The sequence below is a fragment of the uncultured Paracoccus sp. genome (genome assembly GCF_937873615.1).
In the GTDB taxonomy this organism is placed as follows: Bacteria; Pseudomonadota; Alphaproteobacteria; order Rhodobacterales; family Rhodobacteraceae; genus Paracoccus.
The window spans coordinates 1-15,746 of record NZ_CALMYP010000027.1 but is presented as its reverse complement, the minus strand read 5'-3'; the positions used below and the strand labels follow the sequence as shown (position 1 = coordinate 15,746).

Annotated in this window: 20 protein-coding genes and 1 pseudogene; 5 read left to right on the top strand and 16 right to left on the bottom strand. The window is 64.1% G+C overall.

Annotated features, from left to right (window positions below):
* Nucleotides 1–67: 67 nt before the first annotated feature.
* A complete protein-coding gene (locus Q0330_RS08210) occupies nucleotides 68–1,744 on the top strand; it encodes a SulP family inorganic anion transporter (RefSeq protein ID WP_299477142.1) in 1,677 nt (558 codons plus the stop codon).
* 85 nt (nucleotides 1,745–1,829) lie between these two features.
* Nucleotides 1,830–2,587 (top strand): IS5 family transposase gene (locus tag Q0330_RS08205; RefSeq protein ID WP_299477140.1). Its coding sequence is split into 2 segments (ribosomal slippage): nucleotides 1,830–2,145 and nucleotides 2,145–2,587, totalling 759 coding nucleotides; the frame shifts between segments, so codons are not numbered across the junction.
* Between the two features lie 276 nt (nucleotides 2,588–2,863).
* Here Q0330_RS08205 and Q0330_RS08200 read toward each other — a convergent pair.
* From Q0330_RS08200 to Q0330_RS08150, 11 genes and pseudogenes are all read right to left on the bottom strand, one after another.
* Nucleotides 2,864–3,126, bottom strand: a pseudogene (locus tag Q0330_RS08200) (transposase); the annotation flags it as partial.
* Between the two features lie 218 nt (nucleotides 3,127–3,344).
* On the bottom strand, nucleotides 3,345–4,019 hold the full coding sequence (locus Q0330_RS08195) for a D-Ala-D-Ala carboxypeptidase family metallohydrolase (protein ID WP_299477138.1): 675 nt from the start codon (nucleotides 4,017–4,019) through the stop codon (nucleotides 3,345–3,347).
* Between the two features lie 71 nt (nucleotides 4,020–4,090).
* The gene (locus Q0330_RS08190; RefSeq protein WP_299477136.1) at nucleotides 4,091–4,363 is read right to left on the bottom strand and encodes a DUF6127 family protein; all 273 of its coding nucleotides are present in this window, start codon (nucleotides 4,361–4,363) and stop codon (nucleotides 4,091–4,093) included.
* A 33-nt stretch (nucleotides 4,364–4,396) separates the two neighbouring features.
* A complete protein-coding gene (locus Q0330_RS08185) occupies nucleotides 4,397–4,729 on the bottom strand; it encodes a phage head closure protein (RefSeq protein ID WP_299477134.1) in 333 nt (110 codons plus the stop codon).
* 3 nt (nucleotides 4,730–4,732) lie between these two features.
* The gene (locus tag Q0330_RS08180; RefSeq protein ID WP_299477132.1) at nucleotides 4,733–5,272 is read right to left on the bottom strand and encodes a head-tail connector protein; all 540 of its coding nucleotides are present in this window, start codon (nucleotides 5,270–5,272) and stop codon (nucleotides 4,733–4,735) included.
* 52 nt (nucleotides 5,273–5,324) lie between these two features.
* On the bottom strand, nucleotides 5,325–5,765 hold the full coding sequence (locus Q0330_RS08175) for a hypothetical protein (RefSeq protein ID WP_299477130.1): 441 nt from the start codon (nucleotides 5,763–5,765) through the stop codon (nucleotides 5,325–5,327).
* A 61-nt stretch (nucleotides 5,766–5,826) separates the two neighbouring features.
* Nucleotides 5,827–7,107 carry a phage major capsid protein gene (locus Q0330_RS08170; protein WP_299477129.1) on the bottom strand — a complete coding sequence of 427 codons (1,281 nt, stop codon included), beginning with the start codon at nucleotides 7,105–7,107 and terminating at the stop codon, nucleotides 5,827–5,829.
* Nucleotides 7,108–7,116: 9 nt separating this feature from the next.
* Nucleotides 7,117–7,965, bottom strand: a complete 849-nt coding sequence (locus tag Q0330_RS08165; protein ID WP_299477128.1) for a head maturation protease, ClpP-related — start codon at nucleotides 7,963–7,965, stop codon at nucleotides 7,117–7,119.
* Nucleotides 7,952–9,277 (bottom strand): phage portal protein, encoded by a 1,326-nt coding sequence (locus tag Q0330_RS08160; RefSeq protein WP_299477127.1) that lies wholly within the window; start codon nucleotides 9,275–9,277, stop codon nucleotides 7,952–7,954. The genes Q0330_RS08165 and Q0330_RS08160 overlap by 14 nt, the downstream gene beginning before the upstream one ends.
* Nucleotides 9,278–9,304: 27 nt before the next feature.
* Nucleotides 9,305–11,026, bottom strand: a complete 1,722-nt coding sequence (locus Q0330_RS08155; RefSeq protein WP_299477126.1) for a terminase TerL endonuclease subunit — start codon at nucleotides 11,024–11,026, stop codon at nucleotides 9,305–9,307.
* A gap of 34 nt (nucleotides 11,027–11,060) precedes the next feature.
* Nucleotides 11,061–11,531 carry a phage terminase small subunit P27 family gene (locus Q0330_RS08150; RefSeq protein ID WP_299477125.1) on the bottom strand — a complete coding sequence of 157 codons (471 nt, stop codon included), beginning with the start codon at nucleotides 11,529–11,531 and terminating at the stop codon, nucleotides 11,061–11,063.
* A gap of 206 nt (nucleotides 11,532–11,737) precedes the next feature.
* Here Q0330_RS08150 and Q0330_RS08145 point away from each other — a divergent pair, with 206 nt between their 5' ends.
* The 3 genes from Q0330_RS08145 (at nucleotide 11,738) to Q0330_RS08135 (ending at nucleotide 12,586) form a co-directional block, all read left to right on the top strand.
* Nucleotides 11,738–11,944 carry a cold-shock protein gene (locus Q0330_RS08145; protein ID WP_011748352.1) on the top strand — a complete coding sequence of 69 codons (207 nt, stop codon included), beginning with the start codon at nucleotides 11,738–11,740 and terminating at the stop codon, nucleotides 11,942–11,944.
* A gap of 79 nt (nucleotides 11,945–12,023) precedes the next feature.
* A complete protein-coding gene (locus Q0330_RS08140; protein WP_299473167.1) occupies nucleotides 12,024–12,329 on the top strand; it encodes a DUF982 domain-containing protein in 306 nt (101 codons plus the stop codon).
* Between the two features lie 98 nt (nucleotides 12,330–12,427).
* A complete protein-coding gene (locus Q0330_RS08135; RefSeq protein ID WP_299473165.1) occupies nucleotides 12,428–12,586 on the top strand; it encodes a hypothetical protein in 159 nt (52 codons plus the stop codon).
* 12 nt (nucleotides 12,587–12,598) lie between these two features.
* On the opposite strand, the gene Q0330_RS08130 is transcribed toward Q0330_RS08135, so the two are convergent.
* The 5 genes from Q0330_RS08130 to Q0330_RS08110 all read right to left on the bottom strand — a co-directional run bounded on the left by Q0330_RS08130 (nucleotide 12,599) and on the right by Q0330_RS08110 (nucleotide 15,384).
* Complete coding sequence (locus Q0330_RS08130) at nucleotides 12,599–12,823, bottom strand: hypothetical protein (protein ID WP_299473163.1); 225 nt, start codon at nucleotides 12,821–12,823, stop codon at nucleotides 12,599–12,601.
* Nucleotides 12,820–14,181 (bottom strand): ParB N-terminal domain-containing protein, encoded by a 1,362-nt coding sequence (locus Q0330_RS08125; protein WP_299477124.1) that lies wholly within the window; start codon nucleotides 14,179–14,181, stop codon nucleotides 12,820–12,822. Before Q0330_RS08125 ends, Q0330_RS08130 begins: the two co-directional genes overlap by 4 nt.
* Nucleotides 14,182–14,300: 119 nt before the next feature.
* Nucleotides 14,301–14,711 carry an HNH endonuclease signature motif containing protein gene (locus tag Q0330_RS08120; RefSeq protein ID WP_299477123.1) on the bottom strand — a complete coding sequence of 137 codons (411 nt, stop codon included), beginning with the start codon at nucleotides 14,709–14,711 and terminating at the stop codon, nucleotides 14,301–14,303.
* An 84-nt stretch (nucleotides 14,712–14,795) separates the two neighbouring features.
* Nucleotides 14,796–15,176: a DUF6362 family protein gene (locus tag Q0330_RS08115; protein WP_299477122.1), complete on the bottom strand. Its 381-nt coding sequence runs from the start codon at nucleotides 15,174–15,176 to the stop codon at nucleotides 14,796–14,798.
* Nucleotides 15,169–15,384: a hypothetical protein gene (locus tag Q0330_RS08110; protein WP_366518320.1), complete on the bottom strand. Its 216-nt coding sequence runs from the start codon at nucleotides 15,382–15,384 to the stop codon at nucleotides 15,169–15,171. The genes Q0330_RS08115 and Q0330_RS08110 overlap by 8 nt, the downstream gene beginning before the upstream one ends.
* Nucleotides 15,385–15,746: the final 362 nt, after the last annotated feature.

Here is a 15,746-nt window from a genome sequence, read left to right as displayed (position 1 = left end):
GGCAAGCGCGCTGCTGCAACGACTCTCGCCTGTCCGACCGTGGTTTCGGGACAGGACCTCAGCCTCGTTGAAAGCAGATGCGCTGGCCGGACTGACCAACGCCACGATCGTTTTACCGCAGGGGGTGGCTTTCGCGATTATCGCGGGCCTGCCTCCGGAATACGGGCTTTTCACGGCCATCATCGTGACAATCGTCGCCGCGCTGTGGGGCTCGTCGCGGGTCATGGTCTCGGGGCCGACAACGGCAATTTCCGCCGTGCTTTTCGCATCGCTGAGCGGTCTCGCCGTGCCCGGCAGTGAGACCTATATCGCGCTTGCACTCGTTCTGACTTTCCTGGTCGGGGTTCTGCAACTCGCGGCCGGTCTGGCCGGGCTCGGCAGCCTGATCGCGTTCATCTCGCACTCGGTCATCGTCGGTTTCACCGCCGCGGCCGCGGTCCTTATTGGCGTGTCGCAACTCGGCCCGGCCATCGGGCTTTCGGGCGGCGAGGGCGGCGTTCTCCATCGCCTCGCACAACTGGCCAACGGAGTCGGCGGACTGAACACCGACGCGCTGATTATCGCGGCGGCGACGCTAGCCAGTCTGATTGTCTCGGCACGGATCAGCCGCCATCTGCCCGGCTACATCATCGCGCTGGTGGCAGGGTCGCTCGCGGCCATCCTGCTTGGCGCAGAAGACTCTGGCGTCAAGATGTTCGCGCCGCTCGATGCCGTGCTGCCACGTTTCGGCATGCCGGACTTGCAGATCGGCACCATCGGCACGCTTCTTCCAGCCGCAGCGGCTGTCGCCTGCGTCGGTCTGCTCGAGGCGATCTCAATCGGCAAATCCTTCGCCATCCGGCGCGGCGAGCGCTATGACTCGAACCAGGAAATGGTCGGACAGGGCCTGTCCAACCTCACCGGCAGCCTGTTTCAATGCTACGCCGGATCGGGCTCCTTCACGCGCTCCGGTCTGAACGCGGAAAGCGGGGCAAACTCGCCAATGTCGGCGATATTCGCGGCCGGCTTCTTGGCCGCTCTGCTCGTCCTGCTCGCGCCGTTCGTGCGGTTCGTGCCAGTTCCCTCCATTGCGGCGATCATTCTCTACGTCGTCTGGAGGCTGATCAACATCGCCGAAATTCGTCACATCGTGACAACCAGTAGGTCCGAGACCTTCATTCTCACCGCCACTTTCCTGACCGGCATCCTGTCCGAGCTCGATTTCGCGATCCTCGTTGGCGTGGTGTCTTCGCTGTCGGTCTTCCTCAACAAGAGCGCCCACCCCCTGGTGGCGGTGGGTGCGCCGACCGACGTGAACGGGCGCCGGGTCTTCATGAACGCCGAGGCCTTCAACCTGCCGCAGTGTCCACAAATCCGTTTCGTGCGTATCGAGGGACCGCTGTTCTTCGCATCGATTGAGCACGTGGAAAGCCAGTTCAGACGGATGGAAGAGCACGACGGATTCAAGACCTGCATCCTGAACCTCAAAGGGGTCGGCAGGATCGATCTGGCCGGAGCCGACTTCATCCTTTCGGAGGCGCGGCGCGCCCGGGTACATGGCAACGACCTGCACCTGATCGCCGCAAATCCCAGCGTCTTGGGCGTTCTGAAACGCCTTCATTGTCTCGACGTCCTGGGGCCGGGGAACGTGCATCCCCACAAGTCGGATGCAATCCGACCTGCGGTTGACCGGGTTTCGGAGCCGATCTGCAAATCCTGCGAAATCCGATGTTTCATCGAATGCAGTTCCAAGCCGGGAGCCTGACTGGCCGTAGGTTGAGGCGGCGTCTTCATTTGAGGGATTCTCAAATCGGGTAAGTTCTGATTCAAGATCGAAAACGGAGGCGATCTTGAGCAGACGAACCCTGACTGACGCGCAATGGGCGCGGATTGAACCGCTTGTTCCGGGCAGGCAAGGCGACCGTGGGCGCACGGCGACGGACAACAGGCTTTTCCTTGACGCGATCCTTTGGCTGGCTCGAACGGCCTCGCCCTGGCGGGATTTGCCGCCGGAACTTGGCAATTGGCGGACTGTGCATTGCCGGTTCCGGCGCTGGACACTTTCGGGCGTTTGGGAGAGTCTTTTCAAGAAGTTGAGCACAGATCCCGACTTCGAATACGTTCTCGTGGATGCAACCATTTGCAAGGTTCACGCAGACGCAACCTCTCAAAAGGGGGGCTTGAAGCTCGCGGGATCGGGCGATCCAAAGGCGGGTTGACGACGAAGATACACGCCGCTGTCGATGCGCTTGGCCTGCCCATCCGCTTCACAATCACGCCCGGCCAATGGGGCGATTGCCCGCAGGCCCGCGGCCTGATCGAAGGGCTGAATGGCGTCGGGCACGTCATGGCGGACGCGGCTTATGATGCCGACCACCTGCGACAGTTCATCGCAAATGATCTCGGCGCAACTGCAAAAATCAAGCAGAACCCGACACGGACTACCCGGCAACCCATCGATTGGATACTCTACAAAGAGCCCCACCTTGTTGAGTGTTTCTTCAACAGGATCAAACGCTTCCGCAGGATCGCCCTCCGGTGCGAAAAGACCGTCTCGTCCTTTCGTGCGTTCGTTTCACTCGCTTGCGCCATGGCATGGCTCGCCTAAATGAAGACGCCGCCGAGGCCTTCTTGCGTGAAAGAATCGGGTCCACCGCAACGACTCAGCGCCGAACCGTTCCCAGTACGAATTCCTTCGCTGCCCGCATGAGTGACGCTTTCACCACCGCGTCCCGGTGTTGGTCCTATAGGCAACCCCGCCAGGGAACTTCTGTGAGAGCGCGCGATGAGAAACTGAGAGGTCCCAGTTGGGCTAATTTCGTTGAAAAGGACGTCCTATTAAATTGCTGTGAATTGAAAGTGAGCATTGAAGAGGGGCTGCCTCTCATGCCGGCTCGGTTCTGCTCTGCATCGGGACGAGGCTTGCGAGTTTTCTGAGATTCTGGGCAGTGGCGGCGAGGAGGAATTCATCACCTGCGCCGCAGGGCTTCGCAGTCTCAGCCTGTCGAGTCCCAGAATACGCGTCAGGTTGGCGAACAGCATTTCGACATTCTTTCTCAACTTGCAGGAAATCTTGTAGTCGTCGGTCTCGGCGATATCACGGGCCATCTGAGTGGCGCCTTCATCCTCTGAGCGAAGGACCCTACGCGGCACGCCAACGGGATACCATCGATCCTTCACCTCGCATGGCTCGCAGTCTGCCTTGGCGGCGCCGTACTTGCTGATGTGTCTTTCCGCTCGTTTCTCGCGCTCGCCGGACCGCAGAAGCGCAAGCACAAACAGCACCACGGCGAGGATGATGGCCCCGTAGCGCAGCGCTGCCCGCACCCACGGGCTGGCCGCGATCCCGGTGAGGAGCCCGCCGATCATCGCCGCCCCCGCTTCCAGTCGTCGAGACGGGCGTAGATCGTGACCGCAATCCCGCCGAGCGCGACGGCGATGAACACCCAGCGAAGCGTTTCGAGATGCGGCACCAGCGGCAGGATGGCGGTCTGGGTCTCGGCGAGGACGCTCTGCGCCACCTCGACACCCGCTGCACCCAGCGTGGCCACGCCTGCCGCGCCACCACCCTTCATGGTGCGGCTTTGCGCCAAAACCTCGCGCGCGGGAGACGTCTCGGCTGCAAATGCTGTCGCCCGGATTGGGAAGCGCTCGCCCCACTGGCGAGCGGGCCCGAGATCGACATGGATGAATCCCGAGCGCGGATAGAAGCCGAAGCCGAGGAACCCGACCTCCCGTGCCGCCGCCTCGAATGCCGCAGGGTCTTGATTCCCCATGGCGATGTCGAAGGCGGCGCCGTCGAGGTGCTTCGACCGAGTGGCGCCGCCCACGGCGCGGTTGTGCTCGGGGCTGCGATAGGCGGAGCGGACGATCAGCGGCTTGCCGAGCCGGTCGCGCAGCGCCTGCAGCTTGTCGAGCGCGGGCTCATTGACCAGCAGCTTTCCAGTGCCGCGGCAGGCGATTTCGGCGGGCGAGAAGTTTGGCCAGCGCCAACTGCCATCCGGCACATCTTGCCACTGGTCGTAAAACGTTGTGGTCATGGGGGTCTCCAGAAACGAAAACCCGCCTCGAGGGCGGGTGATTGTGGCTGATGAAAGGGGATGGGGCGCGGCTACGGGCTGCCGCCGAAGATCTTGAGCTTGATCGCGATGCCCGCGAGCAGCGCCAGCATCACGCCGGTGGTGATCATGCGCACGGCGGTTTGCATCGCGGTGCGACGCACCAGTCGGATACAATCGAGCAAGGAGCGCAGGTCACGGATATCGAGCGCTGCCTCGTGCCCGTCCAGGCCGACGTCCGCGAGAGCCCGCTTTGCGCCTTCCTCGGCGGCGCGCGCGAGCGTTGCCTCGAACTCCTGCCCTGACAAATCATACGGTTTGCTCACATTTCGATCAGGCTGCATGACGTGGCTCGCTTGTCAGGTCTGGTCGGCACGGGCGCTCGCGGTGATCTCGATGGCCTTTCGCCGCCCGATTTCCTTGACGCCCGTGATGTTGTAATCGCGCCCCTCGCAGATGACGCGATCGAGCGGGCTGATGTCGGCGGCGAAGCTGGACCAGCGCAGGCGCAGGCGGGAGGTCACGGTCGCCTGCACCTGGGCCGCCTGCCACTTCTCGCTGTCGCTGACATGGGTGAGCTGGACCCAGACCGGATCGCCATGATCCTGCCAGCGATAGACGGTGCTATAGCCGTCGTCATATTCTTCATACCGGCGAAACTGCGCCCGGCGATCACACCTTCCGGCCGTCATGGCTCAAACCCGCTGCAGCCGCGACGGCGCAATCAGCGCATCCACGGCCATGGACAACGGGGCGCCTGCCGCACCGATAGTGACCGCCTCGCGGTTGTCATACCAGTGGGCGATGAGCAGCAGCATCGCCTGTCGCAGCGTGGCAGGCACATCCTGCGGCGCACCATAGCCCGCGGTGAAGGAAATCACCGCAGACCGCCCCCAGCCCTGCAGCGGGATCAGGACGGGACGCTGCCCGCACATCTCGCGCCGGTAGGGCACGTCCTCAGCGTCACCATCCGCAAATTTCGCCTCATCAATTACCGTGTCCGGAAACGGCAGCAAGATAGGCCCCGTCAGCGCATCAACTTCCATTTTCCAGCTTTGGGTGACCAGACAGCGCCCAAGCAGACCCGCTGACCCATCAAGGAGCGATGTGGCCGCATCGATATAGTGCTGGATCAGCACATCCTCTTCATTGTGATCGACGCGGATTTGCGCCTTTGCCTCACTCAGCGTGATCGGGGCCTCCGCTGGGGCTGTGGTGCGAACAAGGATGGTCATCAGCAACCTCCGCAAAAGAACGCGGGCGACCATCGCCGCCCACGCGTCAGCATCAAGCCTGTGCGGCCTGCGGGTTGATCTGGCCGCGACCCCGGATCACGACACCTGCAATCGGCGTGCCCGTTCCATGGGTGCCTGAGAATGCGGCCAGCAGCTTCAGGTAGCGTTTGCCGCTGACATAGCCGAAGCGATAAACGCCGGCCGTTGCATGCGCCGCCACCAGTGCCTTGATGACACCGCCGGTGCCGATCTGATCGACACCGAGCACATCGCCCTTCGTGACGGGCTCATAGGTCACATCGTCGTTTGAATGCGTCAGCTTGAACTCGATCTTGTTGCTGCCCGAGAACGTGATGCCACCCGCCCCGATGGCGAGCACGATTTCAGCACCGTCATAGCCGCGCAGGTCGATCGCTGTTGGCGTGCTGTCTGCGGTTAACGTCGCCGCGTCGATGGCCGAGGCCAACGAGAGATCAGAATGCATGTCCTTCATTGGAGTGTCCTTTCAGGAATGGAGGGAGGGTGCGGGCGAGTGGATCCCCGCCCGCCAAGACTTAGGACGCTGCGATCTTCAGCAGCTTGATCGCCTCAAAGTTCTGCACGCCGCCGCCAACGCGCTTGGTGGTGTAGAAATGCACGTAAGGCTTGTTGGTATAGGGATCGCGCAGAACCCGGACGCCGAAACGATCGACGATCAGATAGCCACGGCGGAAGTCGCCGAAGGCCACCGGGAACGTCCCTGCCGCCACATCCGGCATGTTGTCGTCGTCGGTGATCGGATAGCCCAGCAGCGTCGCGGGCTGGCCCGCCTGCACCGGGGGCTGCCACAGATAGAGCTCCTCGGTCTTCGACTTCAGCTTGCGCACCGTCGCCTGCAGCGACTTGTTCATGAGGAAACGGGCGTTTTGCCGATACCCCTGCTTGATCGAGTAAATTAGATCGATCAACGCATCGACGCCGTTATGGGTGTTGTCAGTCAGGGCCGCGGCCACGCCGGAGGCGGTATAGCCGATCTTGCCCCAGGAGTGGGACGCGTTGGCCACCGTGTCATAGGACAAGAGACCGCGGGGCTGGTTGACCCCGTCACCGCTGATGAAGGCCGCACCCTCGGCTTCGGCAAAAGCAGTCGAGACCTCCTCAGCCAGCCAGGCCGCGATATCGACCCTGGCATCATCGAGCAATGTCTGGGTCGCCGCCGGATTGGCATAGATCTCCATGGCGGGAAACGACAGCTCCGCCAGCGTCGGGGTTGCGGTTTCCGGGCGCGCCTGGCGATCCCCGACCCAGCCTGCTCCGGCACCGCCCTGGTTCACCAGTTTCTTGTAACTGGCCGCCGAGACCGACATGACGCTGGCAATGGAGCGCATGGCCGAGACCGATCCCAGCACCCGATCGATGGTCTGCTCCATCTGATCAGGCACGACATAGCCACCGTCGGGGTCGCTGTCGGTGCGCAGCGCGGCCTTCATCTCAAGCTCGCGCAAGCCCTCCTCGGTGCCACGCCGGAAGAACTGGTTGAAGGCGCGGGCATGGTCGCGCGCCTCGGTCGAGACCGCCGGGCCGTCACCAGCGCCGCCGAGCCTGGCCGCCGCCAGCTGGGCATTGGTGTCATCCAGCGCCGTCTGCAGCTTGCCGATCTCGGCATTGATGCGCTCGACCTTCTCGGCCTGCACAACGTCGGCAAACTTGGCGTTGATCCCTTTCAGCTCTTCCTGATGCTCGGTTTTGAACGCGGCAAAAGCCTTGTTCAATTCGGTGACGATGGCGTTCGCATCGCTGGTCTCTGCGCGCACGCGCACGGCCCCGCGGATGCGGGGTTTGGTCATGTCGGTCATGACAGCCTCCTAGGCTTGAAGTGTGTCGAGAAGCTGCCGCAGGGCAGCAGGGTCAAAGCCAGCGTCATGCGTGGCAGGTTCGGCAGCGTTGCGCGTGCCGGTAATCTGTTTCAGCATCGCGCGCCGCTCGCTGCGGGGGATGCCTTGCTGCGCCAGAGCCGCATCTATGCGGCGTTTGGCTTGAATGTCGGGACGGGACTGCGCAGCAGCGTGGGACGCGTATGTGGAAGCGTCGGCCCCGCCCGCGATGGTATCCGCTATACCGGCGGCCACCGCCTCCTCAGCCGTCAGAAACGTCTCGGCATCCAGCAGCGCGGCAATCTCAGATCGCGCCATGCCACTGCGCGCCGCGTAAATATCCGCCAACGCGTCATCAAAGCTCTCAAACAACGTTGCGGCCTCGGTCATGTCATGGCGATTGCCGATCACCACGCCCCACGCATTGTGCAGCATTAAAAAGCTGCTCGGCGCCATCCGGATGTTGTCTCCGGCCATGGCAATGATCGAGGCCGCCGAGGCGGCAATGCCCAGTACCTCGATGCTCACCTCGGCCGGATGCGCGCGCAGCAGGTTGTAAATGGCGATGCCTTCAAACATGTCCCCACCCGGCGAGTTGATTTGCACGGTAACATCGCGATTGCCGATCGCGCGCAGCGCCGCCGCGATCCGTTTCGCCCCCACGCCACCGCCCATGCCGTCGTCGCCGATGATATCGAGCATCGTGATCGTATTGTTGTCGCTGGCCGTCGCTGCGCTCGGCAGGTCGGCCCATTTCGCCAGCGCATCGGACGGCGTATCAAACTGATAGGCCGCAGGCCGTTGAAAGTCCGGCCCAGCCGGAAGATCACGCAGGCTCATCGGTATCCCTTTCGGTTGTTTGCGAGGGTCCGGGCGTTGGCGCCGAGGGCCCGTCCTCCGGGCCTTCGGAATCCGCGGTCATGTTCGGCGGCGGATAGTAAACATCCCCACCATCGCGCGGGTTCTGGTCTTCCAGCGCCCGGATTTCATTGGGGCTGTAGACCCCCCATTGCAGGCCTTTGACATAGGCCTCCCAGCGGGCCTTGATGTCGCCTTTGACCAGGGCCGCGCGGTTGAACCGGGCATAGAGCTTATCGTCAGCACCGATCAGGTCACGATCAATCGCCTCCTCCCACATCGTCAGGTGATCCTCGAGCGTATAGGCGACAAAGCCGATGGATTGCTGCTCGATGCCAGTGCCCCAGCTGGTGGACTTCTCGGTGTCGCCGATCATATGCGGCGGCACCCCGAAGAACATGGCGATGTCGGTGCGGCTGAACTTGCGGCTCTCAATCCATTGCGCGTCCTCCGCCGTCATGGCGATGCGATCATATTCCATGCCTTCTTCGAGGATCAGGTTCTTGCCGTCCTGCTCGCCGCCGGCGCGGAATGCGTCCAAACCGGCCTTGAGATTGGCCACCGCTTCGGGGCCGAGCTTTTGTGGGTGTTTTAGCACCCCGCTGACGCGTGCCCCATTGCGGAACGTCGTGGCGCCGTGATCCTCCATCGCCAGCGCCAGACCGATCGTCTCGCGGGCATAGGCGATGGCCGAGACCCCGCGCACGCCGTCCAGCGTCAACCCGACCAGATGGAGTACCTCCTGCTGCGCCAGTCGCACCCGGTGTCCGTCCGTCCGCGTGTAAAGAAAGCTCAGCATCAAATCGTCTGACTGCGTGACCTCTACCCGGTCCGGATGCAGAGGGATCAGTTCCTGAACCTGGTCTCTTGAGCGCACGATCATGGCATAGGCATTGCCGCGCAAGAGCAGATGCGCCTGCAGCATCCGGCGGAACTGCGATGGCGTCTGCCAGCGATTGGGCCTTCGCCGCAGCAGCTGCCAGATCGGGGCATCCGAGGCATCCTCGCGGGTCCGGGCATCGATCCGGCGCTTGATATGCAAGGGCAGCGTTGCCACCGCGCCGGAAATGATGCGCACGCAGGCATAGACTGCCGCCACCCGCATGGCGCTGTCCGGCGTCACCGCCATGCCGGAGCCGCTGGCTGCGCCGGCCCGGAGCGCCGCATCCAGTTCGGCGGCAGAGGTGATGACCAGCCCGCCGCCGGCTTCATGGATGGCAGCGCGTGGCGACGGGGCGTGCGGAGGTGAGGCCGCAGGCGGGGCGCCTGCAAACCAGCGGGACCAGAAGGACATGGGCATTCTTTCCGTAAGACGGGTAGCCTACAGCACCAGGATGCTGCGGCTGTCATAGACCGAGCGGCCGGCATTGACGTCGCGCAGGAGCGCCCGGCCGAGGGCGTTGCAGATCGCGACAATGCCGTCGATGCGCTCCGAGGAGCGTTCCTTGTCCGGCTTGATATTGCCGGCCGGATCATGGCGCACGGCGACATTCGAGGCATTCCAGCGCAGCACCGGATGGCCGCCATGCCACAAGAGCCGCGACACCGAGAGCCGCTCAAGTTCCGCGGTCGGCGCCGCCATGCTCAGAAACCCCTGACCGAACTGCACCAGGTTGATCCCCTCATCCTGCAGATGCTGGACGATCTCTCCGGCGAAGGTGCGGTCGTAAGAGAGCTCGCGCAGATCGTAGCGCCCCGCGAGTGCGATGATCTCGGCCTCGATAAAGGCGAAATCGGTGGCATTGCCGGGGGTGGCGGAGAGGAGCCCCTGGTTGCGCCAGGTATCGTAGGGCACTCGATCGCGCTTACCCCGGCGCAGAATATCTTCCTCAGGCACCCAGAAGCGGGGCAGCACGATCCATTTCTCGGCCAGATCACCGAGCGCGGGGTCCCCCGTCGGTGGGAACAGCAGCATGAAGGCCGAGAGGTCGTTGACCCGGGCGAGATCGAGCCCGCCATAGCATTCGCGGCCCAGCAGCTTCTGCTCCAGATCATCCAGCCCGGCGCGGATATCTCGCCAATCAGCCCCGTCACCCGGCCCGCCCTCGGCCCAGACGCCCATGTCGAGCCAGCGGGTGACCTGTTCGGTCCATTCATTCAGCCGCAGCCGCCGGATCGCGTTCTGCTGCGCCGGCATCTCGCGGGCCTCGTCGATCTGGCGCTTCAAATCCTCCATTTTCACCGTCACGCCGAGGCTGGGATTAGCCTTCACCCAGACATCCGCGTCGGTCCAATCATCGCCCTCGTCGATGGTGGCGATATAGGCAAACCAGCTGGCGGCCGTCTCATGCGGCACCGTGCCCTCCAGCGCCTTGACCGAGAACTCATGATGCTGGCGGCAGACTGAGTGGCGGTCATACCCGGCCGTGGTGATTTCGACGATCAGCGGCTGGCGGCGGGCGCCGGTGGCGGTGTTGAGCTTCTGGATGATCTCCGGCCCGGGATGCTCATGCACCTCGTCCACAGCCGCCAAATGCACGTTGAGCCCGTCCATCTTGCTGGCATCCGCCGAGAGCGGCCGGAACCAAGACGCGGTCGGCAGCACCGCGAGGTTATTCACCGTCTTTGTGACCCGGCTTGAGAGCGCCGGGCTAGCCGCAACCATGCGCTCGGCCTCGCCAAACACGATCCGCGCCTGATCGCGGGTGGTGGCGGCCGCATAGACATGGGCGCCCGGCTCCCCATCGGCAATCAGCGCATAGAGCGCGATCCCCGCCAGCAGCGCCGATTTGCCGTTCTTGCGCGCAACCTCGACGTAAGCGGTGCGGAACCGGCGCAGCCCATCGGCGCGTTTCCAGCCGAACACCGCGCCGACGACGAAGGCTTGCCACGGCTGCAGCACGAAGGGCTGCCCGGCCCACTCTCCGGTCGAGTGCCGCAGATGGGTGAAGAACTCGATCGCGTGCAGCGCCGCCGTGCGGTCCCAGGAGAGGCCGCGGCTCTTGCCGGTCTTCAGGTCCTCCAGGTGCCGCGCGCAGGCGAGCTTCACCAGCCGGCCAGCGACAACCCTGCCGCCCGTGACTGCCCGGGCGTAAGCCGTCACCGGACAGGCCGGAGCCTTCCGGCTGTGCCTCGATTTACGCGTTGCTGCCACGGTTCAGGTAATCCTCGAATGGATCGCGGGTGTCGGAGGGCTCGGCCATGCGCACCCGGGTGCGGCTGGAGGGTGTCAGCCCGAACTCGCTCTCGATCTGGCCCATCTGCGCGAGGCATTTGTTCGCCACGGCGAGGAACGGGTTCTGGATGATATTGCCGCCCACGGTCTTCACCACCGGGCCACGGCGCTTGACCTCGGCCTCTGCCTCGAGCCAGCGACGCCAGATCACCACGTAGCGGGCCAGCGCGCCCACATCGAGTTCGGTCATCACCCCGTGCCGGGCCAGCAGTTCAGCCATCTCGGTGAACTTCGCCGCTGTCGCCTCGTCGAGGTGGTCGGGCGGCGGCGGCGTGGCCACCACCGGCTTCGGCTCGTCGGGGTTCATCCGATGCGGCCGTGCGGTGCCTTTCACCAGCTTCAACTGCGTCGGCAAGGGTTTGCGACCGGGCATGGCAGGTTCTTCCGCATCTTCTCCAATGCAACGGGCACGAAGAATACGAAACTCGACGTCGACCCCTCGCAAATCGCACGAGCGGACCCCATATGCAGTCAGCAACACTTGATTTCGAATCTGCTCCTTTTCCGGCTCAGCTCTCGATCGTCAGCTTTGCCGGGTCGTTGCGTTGTGCGAACGACATACAGACAAGGAGTATCACGATGGCCAATGGCACCGTGAAATGGTTCAATTCCGCCAAGGGTTTCGGCTTCATCCAGCCAGAGAGCGGCTCGAAGGACATCTTCGTCCACATCTCTGCGGTCGAGCGGGCTGGCATCCACCAGCTGAATGACGGTCAGGCCGTTTCATTCGATCTGGAGCGCGACCGTAACGGTCGGGACTCGGCAACGAATCTCGTTCTCGCCTGAGCGAAACATCCATCATGAAGGCTGGGCGGCGGCTTGGCGCGCCTTCCTTCACCCAGCACCGGGTGCATAGCGTTCCCCGGTGCCGAACTTCCTGAAAGAACTGACTTTGATAGAAATCCACTGGGGCAAACCTTTGTCCTTTGTCGTTTCGTCTGCGGGCGAGATACAGAACTTCTCCACAGCCGAACAGGTCCGCTACTGGTTGCGAAAGAAATGGCCCGTCACCGACCAGGCGCGTGATCGTGCGCTTCACCAGGTGGAAGCTGCCATGGACTGCATGGCATCGGTCGCGACTGCGCGCCGCGCCTTCATCGTGGCGGCCAGATCGGCCGGCTTCGTATCGCGGCACCTCGCAAGTCAACCAGAGCACCGCGTCAACGCGTGATACACGACAATGACCACCGGACCGGCGGGACGGTCCTTGCGCGGCGCCGACAATGATACGACCGCGGTGAAGCAACCCCGCTCGCGAAAGGAAAGCCGATGCCCAACTCCGAGGACCGAACCGACGCAGATCTCGCATTTCTGATCCTGCAGAACTGCCACGACCTTGGGGTTGGCGACGGCCCTGCACAGGCGATGGTTGAGCGGGTGCTGAAAAACCGCCGAATGGCGCGGGCACCGAAGACCGCAGTCGAGTGACCGCGCGGTGTTTCATTGTGCACGCCGCATCCGGATCGCCTCGAACACCCTCCGCAAGGCGAAGGGACGGGCAATCGACATGACCGTGAATGCGGCGCCGATCTTCAGGTTCTGCGCCAGCGTGGTGTGCAGGCCGAAGATGGGAAAGATCAGGATCTGCGTGACAACCGCGACGCCGTAGCCGACGATCACGTTGGCGACGGACTCGGCCAGCGACATGAGACGGGATTGTTTCATGCCGCCTTGCTCCGGCTGCGCCGCTTGCGGGCGGAGGCATCACCGTCAGCGTCGCCATCCGCCTCCGCATCCGTGCCTGCGTGTTCACCAAGCCGCTCGGCCTTCACCTCGGTGAAGGTCCGTCCGTCGCCGTCGAGGATCACATCGCGGCCGGTCTCGGCCTGCCACCGTTCGACGGCGACATCGACATAGGCCGGGCTGATCTCCATCGCGAAGACGCGCCGACCGTTGACCTCGCCGGCCATGATCTGCGACCCGGAGCCGCAGAAGGGCTCATAGCAGAGCCCGCCGCGCGCGACGTGCTGGCGCATCGGGATGCCGAACGCGTCGAGCGGCTTCGGCGTGGGATGGTCTGGCCGGTCGTCTCTCGCGAAACTCGGCATCTCCCAGGTCGAGGGCAGCGTCTGATCGGCCACTTTCGGCGGGCGGTTCGGACGCCGCCAACCCATGAGGCAGGGTTCGTGCTTCCAGAGGTAATGCGACCGGGTCAGAACGCCCCGGTCCTTCACCCAGATGATCTGCTGGTGGACGAAGGCGCCGGCCTTTTCCCAGCAGGCTTCCAGCATCGCCTGACGGCGCGAGGCGTGCCAGCAATACCAGGCGGCATTCTCGGTGATCGCCTCGGCCAACGCGGCGGCGATGAAGCCGTCGTAGAGTTCGGCCCCCTGTGAGCTGTCGTCCCAGGTGGTGCCGTAGGAGGTCGACCAGTCCTTGTTGCGGGTCGGATGGTTCGAGCCGTCGTAATCCACCAGATAGGGTGGATCGGTGGCAAACAGCACGGCCCGCTCGCCATTCATCAGCCGGCGGACATCGTCGTGGGATGTGCTGTCCCCGCAGAGCAGCCGGTGCTCGCCGAGGATCCAGAGATCACCGGTCCGCGAGGCCGGGTTGCGCGGCGGCTCGGGGATGATCACCGGTGGGGTGGACGAACTGTCCTCATCGACGGCGCCAGCCAGCAGCCGGTCCAGTTCCCCATCCTCGAAGCCCATGATGCCGAGATCGAAACCCGCCTCCTTCAGATCGCCGAGTTCCAGCGCCAGCAGGCTTTCGTCCCATCCCGCATTCAACGCGATGCGGTTGTCGGCCAGCACCAGCGCCCGGCGCTGGCTGTCGCTGAGGCCGGTCAAGGTGATCGCGGGCACCGTCGGCAGGCCCAGAAGCCGGGCCGCCAGCACCCGGCCATGGCCAGCGATCAGTGTTCCGTCCTCGGCAATCAGCACCGGGTTCACGAAGCCGAACTCGCGGATCGAGCCGGCGATCTCGGCGACCTGTGCGTCCGAATGCGTGCGGGCGTTGCGGGCATAAGGCACAAGGCCGTCGAGGCCGCGGTATTCGACGGCCAGCTGGCGATCGGTCACGATGTGGCTTCCTTCTGATTTGCCCTGCACCCCCCCCCTCGCCATTTTGGCCGCGGATGCAGAAAGCTTGGCGCGCGGTCCTGACGTCGAACCGCCCGGAGATTTGACCTCCCCCCGGGTCAGCCGGAGGACTCGCGCCCGGTCCGCCGATTGCCGAAGCCGCCATCCTCGGCGGCTGTCTTGCGGCTGTGACAGGACGCACAGAGCGGCTGCCAGCCGTCCTGGTCCCAGAACCGCTCGGGATCGCCCCGATGCGGGACGACATGGTCCACGGTGTTGGCCGCGGTCAGTCGGTCTCGGCGCTGGCACTCGGCGCAGAGCGGGTGGCGGGCCAGAAACAGCCGCCGTTCCGCGAGCCACCGGGCCGAGCGATAGAGCGCACGGATCACCGGATCACGTCGGCGGTCGATGTCGCGGTCCCGTTCGCGCTTGTCGCGGCGCCCCACCGGGCGATGGATGGGCGGGCGCTGCGGCATGGTGCCTCGCGAGGTATTGCCGGATTGGGGAAAGGAGGACCGGGTGGCGCTCATGGGCGCTCTTCTCCCGATCATGCCCTACTTGTAGCATGGACCTGTTGCAGGTGTCGAACACAAAAGTGTTGCAACACTTTGGACTCACTTGGCATTCAGCCGCGCCGCGATCTTGGTCAGCGCCAGCTGCCAGCGCCGCCACGCCGTGGTCCGGTCGCAGCCCATCTCCCCGGAGATGACCTTCCATGGCACCCGCGCCGCCCGCGACCAGATCAGCTTGCGTTCGGCCTCGTTGATCCACAGCGCCCAGTCGAAGGTCCGTTCCAGCGCCGAGATCGCCTGCGCCGAGGGCACCACCCGCATCGGCTCCGGCTCCATCGCCGCGATCTCGCGGGCGCTGCGCAGGATCTGCGGCCAGTGGCTGCCGTGACCGCGCGGGGCAGCGGAGGGGAGCCTGCGCAGGGTCCGGAACGCCTCCTCGAAGTGATCGGCAACATCGTCGGCAGTCCAGTTGCGCTCAACCATCGCCGTGCCCTCCCTCACAAGCGCAGGGGCCGTAGAGCTTGCGTCCCAGTTGCGCGATCATCTCCCGCTCCGGCCAGGTCAGCCGCGGGTCGTCCACGCTGACCGCCAGCAGACCCATCTCCTGCCAGCCATCACGCTTGACCTCATCGGGGCTGCGCCGCGTGCCGCCGTAGCCGGGGGGCGTGTAACGCATCGTCGTCAGTTTCATTCGGGCCATCGTCATCTCCTGTCGTTCTGGCCGCAGTGGTCGGGTGAGGCAGAGACGAAAGAGAACGGCGGACCGCGGGCACGGACGTCACGGATGGGGGGCTCGGCCCCGAGGCCGGCCCTCCCATACGTAGTATGGGGGGTCCCGTTGTTCGTCCTCAAAAGCAAGTAAGTCTCTGTAGTAAAACGGGAAAATAGGACGAACAGAGGTCGAACAAGAGGACGAACATGTTCGTCCTCGTCCTGTAGTAAGTCATTGATTTTGTTTGATTGAGGACGAACAACGGAGGAGGACGAACATGATTGTCCGTAAGCGGCGGTCACGCCCCATTGATTTTGCCCTTGCGCGGTGTCGCGGTGGGA

What these genes read in the sequence shown, in the direction of transcription:
- Q0330_RS08195 (WP_299477138.1), bottom strand. Translation starts at nt 4,019, where the DNA reads ATGACCACAACGTTTTACGACCAGTGGCAAGATGTGCCGGATGGCAGT.
- Q0330_RS08185 (WP_299477134.1), bottom strand. Translation starts at nt 4,729, where the DNA reads ATGACGGCCGGAAGGTGTGATCGCCGGGCGCAGTTTCGCCGGTATGAA.
- Q0330_RS08180 (WP_299477132.1), bottom strand. Translation starts at nt 5,272, where the DNA reads ATGACCATCCTTGTTCGCACCACAGCCCCAGCGGAGGCCCCGATCACG.
- Q0330_RS08175 (WP_299477130.1), bottom strand. Translation starts at nt 5,765, where the DNA reads ATGAAGGACATGCATTCTGATCTCTCGTTGGCCTCGGCCATCGACGCG.
- Q0330_RS08170 (WP_299477129.1), bottom strand. Translation starts at nt 7,107, where the DNA reads ATGACCGACATGACCAAACCCCGCATCCGCGGGGCCGTGCGCGTGCGC.
- Q0330_RS08165 (WP_299477128.1), bottom strand. Translation starts at nt 7,965, where the DNA reads ATGAGCCTGCGTGATCTTCCGGCTGGGCCGGACTTTCAACGGCCTGCG.
- Q0330_RS08160 (WP_299477127.1), bottom strand. Translation starts at nt 9,277, where the DNA reads ATGTCCTTCTGGTCCCGCTGGTTTGCAGGCGCCCCGCCTGCGGCCTCA.
- Q0330_RS08150 (WP_299477125.1), bottom strand. Translation starts at nt 11,531, where the DNA reads ATGCCCGGTCGCAAACCCTTGCCGACGCAGTTGAAGCTGGTGAAAGGC.
- Q0330_RS08145 (WP_011748352.1), top strand. Translation starts at nt 11,738, where the DNA reads ATGGCCAATGGCACCGTGAAATGGTTCAATTCCGCCAAGGGTTTCGGC.
- Q0330_RS08135 (WP_299473165.1), top strand. Translation starts at nt 12,428, where the DNA reads ATGCCCAACTCCGAGGACCGAACCGACGCAGATCTCGCATTTCTGATC.
- Q0330_RS08130 (WP_299473163.1), bottom strand. Translation starts at nt 12,823, where the DNA reads ATGAAACAATCCCGTCTCATGTCGCTGGCCGAGTCCGTCGCCAACGTG.
- Q0330_RS08120 (WP_299477123.1), bottom strand. Translation starts at nt 14,711, where the DNA reads ATGAGCGCCACCCGGTCCTCCTTTCCCCAATCCGGCAATACCTCGCGA.
- Q0330_RS08115 (WP_299477122.1), bottom strand. Translation starts at nt 15,176, where the DNA reads ATGGTTGAGCGCAACTGGACTGCCGACGATGTTGCCGATCACTTCGAG.
- Q0330_RS08110 (WP_366518320.1), bottom strand. Translation starts at nt 15,384, where the DNA reads ATGAAACTGACGACGATGCGTTACACGCCCCCCGGCTACGGCGGCACG.